This window comes from Coprococcus intestinihominis, from assembly GCF_040096555.1.
In the GTDB taxonomy this organism is placed as follows: Bacteria; Bacillota; Clostridia; order Lachnospirales; family Lachnospiraceae; genus Coprococcus_A; species Coprococcus_A intestinihominis.
The window spans coordinates 1-10,648 of record NZ_JBBMEK010000097.1 but is presented as its reverse complement, the minus strand read 5'-3'; the positions used below and the strand labels follow the sequence as shown (position 1 = coordinate 10,648).

9 protein-coding genes and 2 pseudogenes are annotated in these 10,648 nt (G+C 44.6%); 4 read left to right on the top strand and 7 right to left on the bottom strand.

Going from position 1 to position 10,648, the window contains the following annotated elements:
• From WMO25_RS09010 to WMO25_RS08995, 4 genes and pseudogenes are all read right to left on the bottom strand, one after another.
• Positions 1-202 (bottom strand): annotated as a pseudogene (locus tag WMO25_RS09010) (ABC transporter permease); the annotation flags it as partial.
• Entirely contained in the window at positions 199-1,050 is an 852-nt protein-coding gene (locus WMO25_RS09005; RefSeq protein ID WP_349085069.1) for an ABC transporter permease, read from the bottom strand. The pseudogene WMO25_RS09010 and the gene WMO25_RS09005, both read right to left, overlap by 4 nt.
• A gap of 195 nt (positions 1,051-1,245) precedes the next feature.
• Positions 1,246-2,412 (bottom strand): ABC transporter substrate-binding protein, encoded by a 1,167-nt coding sequence (locus WMO25_RS09000; RefSeq protein WP_117539688.1) that lies wholly within the window; start codon positions 2,410-2,412, stop codon positions 1,246-1,248.
• Positions 2,413-2,665: 253 nt separating this feature from the next.
• A complete protein-coding gene (locus WMO25_RS08995) occupies positions 2,666-3,367 on the bottom strand; it encodes an MgtC/SapB family protein (RefSeq protein WP_015513077.1) in 702 nt (233 codons plus the stop codon).
• Positions 3,368-3,737: 370 nt separating this feature from the next.
• On the opposite strand from WMO25_RS08995, the gene WMO25_RS08990 reads away from it, so the two are divergent.
• Together WMO25_RS08990 and WMO25_RS08985 are read left to right on the top strand one after the other, a co-directional pair.
• Complete coding sequence (locus tag WMO25_RS08990; protein ID WP_015513075.1) at positions 3,738-4,217, top strand: nucleoside deaminase; 480 nt, start codon at positions 3,738-3,740, stop codon at positions 4,215-4,217.
• A 78-nt stretch (positions 4,218-4,295) separates the two neighbouring features.
• The gene (locus tag WMO25_RS08985; protein WP_349085068.1) at positions 4,296-5,756 is read left to right on the top strand and encodes a nicotinate phosphoribosyltransferase; all 1,461 of its coding nucleotides are present in this window, start codon (positions 4,296-4,298) and stop codon (positions 5,754-5,756) included.
• 75 nt (positions 5,757-5,831) lie between these two features.
• Here WMO25_RS08985 and WMO25_RS08980 read toward each other — a convergent pair whose 3' ends face one another.
• Positions 5,832-6,725 carry an alpha/beta hydrolase gene (locus WMO25_RS08980; protein WP_349085067.1) on the bottom strand — a complete coding sequence of 298 codons (894 nt, stop codon included), beginning with the start codon at positions 6,723-6,725 and terminating at the stop codon, positions 5,832-5,834.
• 101 nt (positions 6,726-6,826) lie between these two features.
• Between WMO25_RS08980 and WMO25_RS08975 the strand changes: the two genes are divergently transcribed.
• Both WMO25_RS08975 and WMO25_RS08970 read left to right on the top strand, forming a co-directional pair.
• A complete protein-coding gene (locus tag WMO25_RS08975) occupies positions 6,827-8,155 on the top strand; it encodes an alcohol acetyltransferase (protein ID WP_349085066.1) in 1,329 nt (442 codons plus the stop codon).
• Complete coding sequence (locus WMO25_RS08970; protein ID WP_349085065.1) at positions 8,155-8,859, top strand: DUF6320 domain-containing protein; 705 nt, start codon at positions 8,155-8,157, stop codon at positions 8,857-8,859. Before WMO25_RS08975 ends, WMO25_RS08970 begins: the two co-directional genes overlap by 1 nt.
• Positions 8,860-8,963: 104 nt before the next feature.
• Here the strand turns inward: WMO25_RS08970 and WMO25_RS18980 are convergent.
• Both WMO25_RS18980 and WMO25_RS08960 read right to left on the bottom strand, forming a co-directional pair.
• Positions 8,964-9,746: pseudogene (locus WMO25_RS18980) on the bottom strand (ATP-binding protein); the annotation flags it as partial.
• Between the two features lie 160 nt (positions 9,747-9,906).
• On the bottom strand, positions 9,907-10,494 hold the full coding sequence (locus WMO25_RS08960) for a hypothetical protein (RefSeq protein ID WP_349085064.1): 588 nt from the start codon (positions 10,492-10,494) through the stop codon (positions 9,907-9,909).
• Positions 10,495-10,648 lie beyond the last annotated feature (154 nt).

Genomic DNA, 10,648 nt, shown 5'->3' with positions numbered 1-10,648 from the left:
TCATTGCGATAGATCGTCCAACAGATGCAAGGAAATTGCTGTCCATAAACAGGTCCACATAGTTGTGAAGGGTAAATCCTTCAGGAATAACCCCTGTCCACTTATGGAATACAGAATAAATAATAGAGATTACAAGAGGTATCAGCAGATAGATCATGACAAGCAGCATAATCGCTACAGATCCTGCGCTTTTCTTTTTCATTTTCTATTGCCTCCCTTCTGGAATCTTCTGCTCAGGCCGTTGGTGATCAGAATCATGATAACCATGATTGCCATCATCACAACAGATAAGGCACCGCCCAGACCTGCACGGATCTTGACTTCACCTGTGAAGCATCCCGCAATCTGAACTGGCAGAAGTGCGATATTGTCCATCATCAATGCGTAAATCGTTGCGTATGCTGCCAGAGCATTAGCAAACAAAACGCTGAACGTACCGAGGATACTCGGCATCAGTACCGGGATACCGACTTTTCTCCAGAAGATTCCCGGTGTACCTCCCAGCAGTGTACAGGCCTCCTTCCACTGTTTCTGCACACCGTCAAAGGCCGGGATCAGAAGAAGTGTGGAAAGCGGAATCTGGAAATAAATATAGATCAGGCTCATGCCGTTCATCGTGTACAGATTGTATGTGGATAAAGCATTGATGCCTAATTCCTTGCCGATATTGACCACCAGTCCGGCATTGCCCAAAAGAATCATATAAGCGAAAGCCAGCGGAATACCTGCAAAGTTGGATACCATATTCAGAACTGTCATAAAAATATGATTCAGTTTGCCCTGATGCTGATGTGCCGCACGGGCACCCAGGAAAGCAATGATAATACCGGCAACAGCAGATGTCAGAGAAATCTTGATACTGTTGATGATCGCCTTCTGGTAAAGCAGCTTCGAGAAAACAGACTGATAATTCTCAAGTGTGAAACCTGTTCCACCATCCGGCTGAAAACTCTTCACGATCACTGTGATCAAAGGTACAATTTCATAGAGCATAGCCACAATCAGGAATGGAACCAGGGCAAGTAAATAAATGTATGTCTTTTTCTTCATTAAATTCAACCCCTGTCTGATGCTGTTCTTCTGATTCATCGGGTGCATCAGACCCTGTTATTCAATTCAAGTCGGGCGCGCGCGAGACTTAAATAGAATCGAAAAACGGGGGTGCAGGCTTTGCACCCCCTGAAATTCATTCAGTTCAAGCCGAATATCCATATGTCATCTTCGACTGAAATTATCTGTTCTGCATTACTGTACCAGTAATGGCGCAACCTCTTCTTCCCAACGTGTCTTAGCTGTTTCACATGCTGCTGAATAAGCATCTGCATCGCTGATCAGAACTGCATTGGCAATATCATCCTTGGAGATAACCTGATCCTTGTATTCGTCTGCGATTGTGAAGTCTTCTCTTGTAGGGATTGCACCTGCCAGAGCAAGGTATGTCTGACCTTCATCACTAAACATTGTCTCTCTTGTCAGAGCTGCTGCATTTGGATGAGGTGCATATTTGTTGATAACGGAAGCGTAACCATTCTGTAAGCATCCATCAGAAGGAACAACGGCCTGCATCTTGTACTGGCTGATATTCTTGCTGTAAGGGATACCTGTGAAGCTCCATACAACACCAACAGAAATTTCACCGGATTCGAAGTTCGCCTGAGTGATATCAAGTGTATTGATTCTGCCTTCCTTCGCCAGTTCTGTCCAGAACTCGAAAGCAGGATCCAGATTGTTCATATCGCCGCCGAATGCATATGCGGAAGCGATGAAAGCAGCCTGAGCATTACCACCTGTCAGAGGTCCAAGGGCAACTTTGTAGTCGCCGTCTTTGATATCCTGCCATGATGTCGGCACTTTATCAACCTGATCTGTGTTAACAAGGAATGTTGTTACACCTGTGTAAGCAACCATCCACTTACCATCTTCGCCCTTTGCCCAATCAGGAACACTATCCCAATAGGAGGTCTTGTAACCCTGAACAAGATCTTCAGATACAGCCTGTCCTGCGAATCCGTAACCAACATCACCGATATCCTTGGTTCCCTTTTCGCCTTCTGTCGCAAACATCTGAAGTTCCTCAGAAGAACTCATATCTGTATCGTTATGGGAAATGCCGTATGTATCAGACATTGTCTTCCACAGGGATGCCCAGTCTGCCCATTCATCAGGCATACCAACAGATACGACTTCACCTTCTGCCTTGGCTGCTTCTGTCAGTTCATCAACGGTCTTGCTGTTGAGATCACCTGCTGCAGAAGTATCGCCGCCGGCTGCTTCTGTTGCTGCTTCCGTTGAAGCTGCTGAATCAGCTGCCTTTGTCTCAGCTGCGCCGCCTGAACTGCCGCAGGCTGCTGTTGCCATCACAACGCCCATAATGACTGCTGTCAGGCCCATAAGCTTTTTAGATCTTTTCATTCTTTAACTCCTCCTTTTTGAGATATATCCACCTGCGTTCTCCCCCGCGGATGAATATAAAGAATAAATTGTGCACTTTTAACAAATAGCATCGTTAAAAGCATTATGTTTTAACAAAATGATACCATGAGTTTGTCATTCTGTAAACATCAAACTAGTAAATTTCCTGTAAAGAATGTGTAAAATTCAAGATAATTTCAAAAAATTGATAAAATTTTGACCAGCTTGTCATTTCAAACCGGCTTCAGTAAAATTAAATCTCCTCTACATATTCTATTCCCGGAATTTCCCTGAGAAGATCGATCACAATCCCGTGTTTCGTCTTCTCCGGCACTTCCAATACCAGTGTCGCATTCACAAGCTCTTCCTTATTCTTCTTGGATTTGTTCAGTTCCATCTGCACGATCTTGTAGTTATTCTGTTTCAGAACACTGATAAATGGCGCGATTGAACGTCTTGATTCAAATTCAATATAAATATCAAGAACCCTTGAATGCTCATAGGCAATCTCATCGACCCTTCCCATAAACCGATAGATCACCAGTACCAGGATCGTCGTGATCGCTGCACCACTATAAAAGCCGATGCCGATACTAAGCCCGATGCCTGCACAAGTCCACAACCCTGCTGCAGTTGTTAATCCTTTGACATGGTTATCTCTTGTGACCATGATCGTTCCAACCCCAAGAAAACCAACACCGCTGATAACCTGAGCCGCCAGTCTTGCAATATCTGATATGGCACCGAAGTCCACATAGATATACTGACCCGTCATCATGACCAGTGCCGAGCCAAGGCAGACAAGAGCATGAGTCTTGAAACCCGCTCCCCGACGCTTGACACTTCTGGTCAGACCGATGGCTCCTCCACATACGACCGCCAAAATCAGTCTGACAGTAATCGTCACGATGTTCCATTCATCCAGATAGGAACCTATCACCTCTAACCCTTTCATTTACTTCACCCGTTTCTTCCTGTAGATTCACCCTGCCCTTTCCTGATTGTCTGGCAGCTGTTCGGATCCGCCTGACAAAATGTCCGGTATTGACATCCATAAGGTCCTGTTCCAAACAGCAATCTATTATGTCGCCATGATAGCACGGTTCCAAAGGAAAATCAAATGAATTTTCAAAAAAATTCATAAATATTTCCGCAATTATTCAATAATATTCCAGTTATAACCAAATATCCTTTCTTTTTCCTTTTATATTCGTTTAATTATCTGCCATCTTTTTCCAAAAATGAACTAGAAAAAGTACAAAATTTGCGTTTTTCCTGAAATTGCAGTATACTAGTTTCAATTAATAAAATACGGGAGGTACCTCATGCAGTCACATGAAGCTTACTTAAAACGCGCAATTGAATTATCCGTCAAATCAAGAGAATCCGGCAATACACCTTTTGCGGCTCTCCTTGTTGATAAAGACGGGAATATTATTATGGAACAGATGAATAATGAGATAACAGAGCATAAATGTACCGGTCATGCAGAGACACAGCTGGTAGAACGTGCATCCCACGCTTACAGCAAAGAATTTCTCTGGGACTGCACACTTTACACAACGGCAGAGCCTTGTGCCATGTGTTCCGGTGCCATTTACTGGGGCAACATCGGCCATGTTGTGTATGCTATGACAGAGAAGGATCTGCTCTCCCTGACAGGTGCCGATCCTCAGAACCCGACCTTCGATCTGCCTTGCCGCGACGTCTTCGCCAAAGGTCAGAAGGCCATTGAAGTCACAGGGCCTTTCCCTGAACTGGCACCTGCCGCTGCCAAAGTTCACGAAGGTTACTGGAATAAATAAGCATCCTGCTGCACCGCACTCTCTTTGATCCCGGAAAGCGGTTTGGCATGCAGCATGTGAATAAATAGAGGAAGAGATATGAATACGAATAGCAGAAATTTGACTTTATTGACAGATTTATATGAATTGACCATGATGCAGGGCTACTTTAAAACTCACTCCAAAGAACATGTTGTCTTTGATATTTTTTATCGCCGGAATCCGTGCGGCGGTGCCTATGCCATTGCCTGCGGTCTTGACCAGGCTATTGATTACATCAAAGACCTGCATTTTGAACAGGAAGATATTGACTATCTGAGAAGCACCGGCTTTTTCCAGGAAGATTTCCTTGATTATCTGAAAAACTTTCGGTTTACAGGTGATATTTATGCCATTCCCGAAGGAACAATCATTTTCCCGAAGGAACCGCTGGTCAAAGTCATCGCGCCAATCATGGAAGCCCAGCTTGTTGAGACCGCTCTGCTGAACATCATCAATCACCAGAGCCTGATCGCCACCAAGGCCGCCCGTGTCGTTCAGGAAGCTGGCGGCGGAGTCATGGAGTTCGGTCTTCGCCGTGCCCAGGGTCCGGATGCCGGTATCTACGGTGCAAGAGCCGCCGTGATCGCCGGATGCATCGGCACCAGCAACGTCCTGGCCGGACAGATGTTTGATATTCCGGTCAAAGGCACCCATGCCCACAGCTGGATCATGAGCTTTCCATCCGAACTGGAAGCATTCCGGACGTATGCAGAACTCTTCCCGGACAACTGCCTGTTGCTGGTGGACACCTATGACACACTGAACTCCGGTGTCAAACACGCCATCCAGGTCTTTAGGGAAATGCGTGAAAAGGGTATCCACTCCAAGCTCTTCGGTATCCGTCTTGACAGTGGTGACCTGGCTTATCTCACCAAAAAAGCCCGTATCATGCTGGATGAAGCCGGATTCCCGGATGCTATCATCTCCGCATCCAGCGATCTGGACGAATACCTGATCAATAGTCTGATGAATCAGGGGGCCAAGATCACTTCATGGGGTGTCGGCACAAACCTGATCACATCCAAAGACTGCCCATCCTTCGGCGGTGTTTACAAACTGGCCTGCATTATCGATGAAAACGGCACAGAAATACCGAAGATCAAAGTCTCCGAGAATGTTGAGAAAGTCACAAATCCAGGCAACAAGAAAATTCTTCGTATCTATGACAAAGCCAGCGGAAAGATCAAAGCCGATCTGATCACCCTGGAAGATGAGGTCTTCACAGAAGATCAGCCACTGACTCTGTTCGATCCGCTGGCCACATGGAAGCGTACCCGACTGGAAGCCGGCACTTATACGATTCGTGAACTGCTTGTTCCGATATTCAAAAACGGTCAGTGTGTCTATGAATCTCCGTCTGTTATGGACATTCAGGCTTACTGCACACAGGAAAAGGCCACTCTCTGGGATGAATCCAAACGACTCATCAATCCCCAGGAAGTCTATGTGGACCTTTCCCGCAAGCTGTACGACCTGAAGAACCAGTTGTTAGACGACGCTCACACTATCAAAGATTAGCCGCAGAATTTGTTTGCGCATACACTTTTGCCAAACCGCCTGTATCGGACAGGAGATAGCCCCTGTCCGATGGTACTAACGACAGATATCGAAGATAAATTCGGCAACCTGATCCATAGCATCATAAGCAGTTTTAAAAGGTGACATCTGGAAAACATGCCACATTCCCTTGTACTCTTCAAGACGTACTGGGACATGGTATTTTTCCAGATTTTTTTTGAGCAATAATGAATCTGACAAAAGCAGTTCGTTGCTGCCCACCTGGATATAAGTTGGCGGAAAACCTGTGAAATTGCCGAAAAGCGGGGAAATCAACGGATTCTTCAAATCCTGTCCTGAAGCATAGGCCGCAATGGCATTGTCCAGATATTCCCGGTTCAGGATCGGGTCCACGTCCACCTTTGTCTCATAAGACTTGCCGCTGCCTGTCAGGTCTGTCCACGGTGAAAAAAGAATCAGTCCCTTTGGCAAAATTCGTTTCTGCTCTTTCAGCTTCAGGACAAGGGACAGGGCCAGATTGCCTCCGGCAGAATCCCCGGCTACAATGACATCCCTGGCACCATAACCCAGATGCATCAGATAATCCCACACTGCCATGGCATCCTCCGTGGCTGAGGGATAAGGATGTTCCGGCGCCAGCCGATAGTCAAAGCTCAGCACATCCATGGAAGTGGTACTCGACAATTTGTTGGTAATACTTCTGGCATAATGAAAACTGCCTGTATTGTAACCGCCGCCATGACAATAGAAAATCACAAACTTCCGCATATGGCTGCGCTTCACACTGACCCATTCCGACGGAATCTCCCCCACCTGAAAAGGCTCATAATTCAACTCTCTATGCTTCAACAGGGCGCTGATATTCTCCTGGGACGCCCGGACTCTCTCAAGGTCATCACTCTCCACAAGGGTATGCATTCTTTTAATGGCTTTCATCAGCCCCTGATTGGATTTTTCACTTATCGCCATTCACTTTCTCCTTCCCGCTCTATATGCAAAACATTTAATTCCTGTACATCTATACGTATTTGCTCTTGCTATTGATGATGAGTAACATTATAATAAAAATTATGAAAACAATCAATAAATCTGAGAATCATTCCGAAAAAAAACAGCATAAAACATGGTATAAACTGGATTTATCCGCCAATGTCTACCCGACCCTTCAGCGCCGGAACTTCTCCAATGTGTTCCGTCTGTCGGTTGTTTTAAAGGAGGAAATAGACCCTGACACACTGCAGAGGGCTGTGGATCTGACATTGCCGAGATTTCCGACCTTCAAAGTTGCCCTTCATAAGGGTATTTTCTGGCGGTATCTGGAACCCAATGACCATCCCGGTCCCTTTGTGATGCCGGATATCATTAATCCCTGCATGCCAATGTTGTTTAAATCTAACAACAGATATTTAATCCGAATTTACTATTACAGATGCCGGATTTCGCTGGAAGTCTTTCACTCTCTTTCCGACGGCAGCGGTGCCCTGAAACTGCTGAAAACCATCACAGCCGTTTATCTCCGTCTGAAAGGGCATGAGATTTCCAACACCTGCGGCGTTCTGGATATCAACGAACCGCCTCGGCCGGAGGAAATGGAGGATGCCTATATCAAATATGCTTCCTCCAGAGTCAAACGCCCCCGCAGTCAGGGCAAAGCCTACCGCATCCGCGGCCACAGGGAGCCCTTTTACACACTGAATATCATCCATGGCCTGTTGTCTGTACAGGAAGTCCTGCAGAAAGCCCGCAGTTATCATGTGACCCTGACGGAATATTTGAATGCGGTACTTCTGTATGCTTTATTAGAAAAACAAAAAGCGGACCATGTTTTCAGGGAACATCCCGTGGCACTGGCACTTCCCGTGAATCTGCGCAATATTTTTCCATCAGACACATTGCGGAATTTTATTGCCATGGTTTACCCTTCTGTGGACCCGCGCATGGGGGACTATACCTTTGAGGAAATCATCACCCATGTCCACAACTACATGCGTTTTTACATTAATGACAAGTTTCTAAATGCCGACATTACCACCAACGCCTCTACCCAGCAGAGCCCGCTGATCCGTATTGTGCCGCTTTTTGTCAAAGATATCGTTGTGAAACAGTTTTATATCCGTGTGCAGGACAAACAGTCCACCGCCGGCCTGACGAATCTGGGTGTCATTGATGTGCCGAAAGAAATGCGTGAATTTGTCGATTATTTTGACGTATTGATGGGGCAACCTTTCTCCCTGAGAACCAATTGCGCTGTAGGAAGTTTCGGCGATACCCTGAGCATCAACTTTACAAGTACTATTATCGAAACCGACGTGGAACGCTTTTTCTTCAGGAAATTAGTCCAAGAAGGCCTGCATGTCAAAATTGAAACCAACCGTGATATGAACAGGAGTGAATTTTAATGTCATATTGTGTCAACTGCGGTGTGGAACTGGACAAAACCTGCTCCGTCTGCCCGCTGTGTAATACCAAGGTTATCAATCCCAACCAACCGGTGGATACCGTTTCACCAAAGCCCTATCCTGTGGACAAAGGCTATGTGGATTCAGGCATCCGCAAGGAAACCGCCATTCTCATGGCCGTCTGTCTGGCCACAACAGCAGTTGTCTGCGGACTTTTGAACCTTTTTTTTGTCACATTTTCCCACTGGTCCTTCTATGTCATCGGCACCTGTATCGTCCTGTGGATTTTCTGCCTGCCGATTTTCTTTCCGACCAAGGCTGTCTTTCGAATCACGTTGCTTCTGGACGGTCTGGGCATCGCCATGTACTTCGGCATCATTGCCTGGCTCCATCCCGGCAACGGCTGGTACACAGCTATCGCCCTGCCCCTGATTATTCTGGGCACACTGGCAGTTTTCTTCTTCGCCATCAGTATGGGCCATCCAAGAAGCTCTATACTTTCCCAGGCTGTCATCCTCGTGGCAGAAATCGGCATTTACTCTGTCTGTGTAGAACTGCTGACGCGCCGTTATTACGCCGTGCCAATGGCTCTTTCCTGGTCCGCCATTGTCCTCACCTGCGCTATTATCATCGACGTGACACTGGTGACTATCCTGCTGCGAAGCCGGTTGAGGGAGGAAGTCCGGAGAAGGATGCATATATAAAAATACGCACATACAATTACGCGTTCAAAAACGTCAAAAAACAATCGTAAATTTTTACGATTGTTTTTTGATTCATAACGGTTCATTCTTCCATTTTCATCAATATGATTCAGAACAAATCGTCTGTTTTTATCATCCAACTGAAAGGCAATGCTGTCGAAAATCGCTTTTATTTTTATCTTATCCGAACCCTCTGCATATTTGGCTATGTCCTGCCTGTATAATTCCAGAATGTTTCTCTGAACCTGAATAACTTTTCCAATATCATGGGTATTAACATAAGTCTGGACAACATCCGGCATACCGCCAACTACAATATAGGCCGCAAATAGTTTTAACAGTGTTTCGTGCATTACCTGCGGAACTTTCTCGTGCTTTTCATAACAGGACTGCAAAGCTGCAAATGTCGTCTTCTGTACGCCATTCGCTCCAAGGAACTCCCTGAAATTCATAGGATACATATAAACAATTTCTTCAAACCCCACTGCATAAGACGGAACTTCTTTATACTTGACGCCCAGCAAAGAGTCTGATTCTATATAATCGAACCTTCCATCCTCCACAAGGAACTTAATGGCACACCGGGCATTCGGACACCCCTGTATTTCATCCAGAAAAATCAAAGTCTTTCCGGGTTCCAGTTTCTGCATCTTAAAAGCTGTCAGATTCTCGATAATTGTATCTGCATCCAATTTGCCATCAAATATCTGACCGGCCCCCTTATCCAATATAAAATTTACCTCAACAAAATACTCGTATTCTTTCCGGGCAAATTCTCTGATAATCGTCGTTTTGCCAATCTGTCTTGCGCCAATCACGCACAGTGCTTTCTTCTTATTCTCATTCTTCCATGAATATAAACGCTCTGATATCTCTCTTTTTAGCATCGGATTCACCCTCCTGATACAAGTATTGTAACATTTTTCTGCTTTATTCAATGCTGTTTGTAACATTTTTCTTAAGTTTTAGAGGGTATTTTGCAACATTTTTCTCGCAGTAGGGGAATGCCCCGCATTTCTTCGAGGCATTGGAAACAAAGTGGAATGGTTATAATATTTCTTCCCATGGTTTAACTTTTTTTAAGTTAACATCATCAAATGTCACTCCCCATTGAGCAATTTTTCCTCTGAATATACTTTCGTTAATTCCACCTTCATACTTATTCTTTCCATCATTTATTTTTCCGCTATCTAAATATATATAAAAAGTACTCCAATCTCTCCAATGTAAAATATTTATAAAATAGCTCATTGGATCTTTCTTTCGAAACCTTTTTATTTCATACGGAGAAATCACTGCACATTTGCGACAATCTGTATAACATGATTTTATATTATTCTCTATCCTTCTTGTTTTTAATTCACTCCAGCGATATTCCTTACTGCGGTTTCGCCATTTGACGGTACAGCCTTCTTTATCCATCTCTATCACTCTGCCAAAGCTAAACCATTCTCGAATCAATATTACTTCTCCTACAACATTCCCTATTATAGTATACGTTAACCATGCTTTTTCATTTGCAAAAAAACCATACGCTATACATATAATAGACATGATTATAAGAAACCAAAAACCCACTTGATAGATTTGCATATAATATTTTTCAGGTATAATTATAATTTTATCCTCATCCACGGTAAACGGTGAAAACTGAGTACCTTGAAAAATATCAGGCTGCTTCTGCAGCCATGCTATTTTTCATCCGTTTTCTCTGGTTTTCGTATATTTTCTGGAAGTGTTTCTGACCAAGGCAGAAGCTCTTCTAGAAAATTGCTATTTTTATCATCCA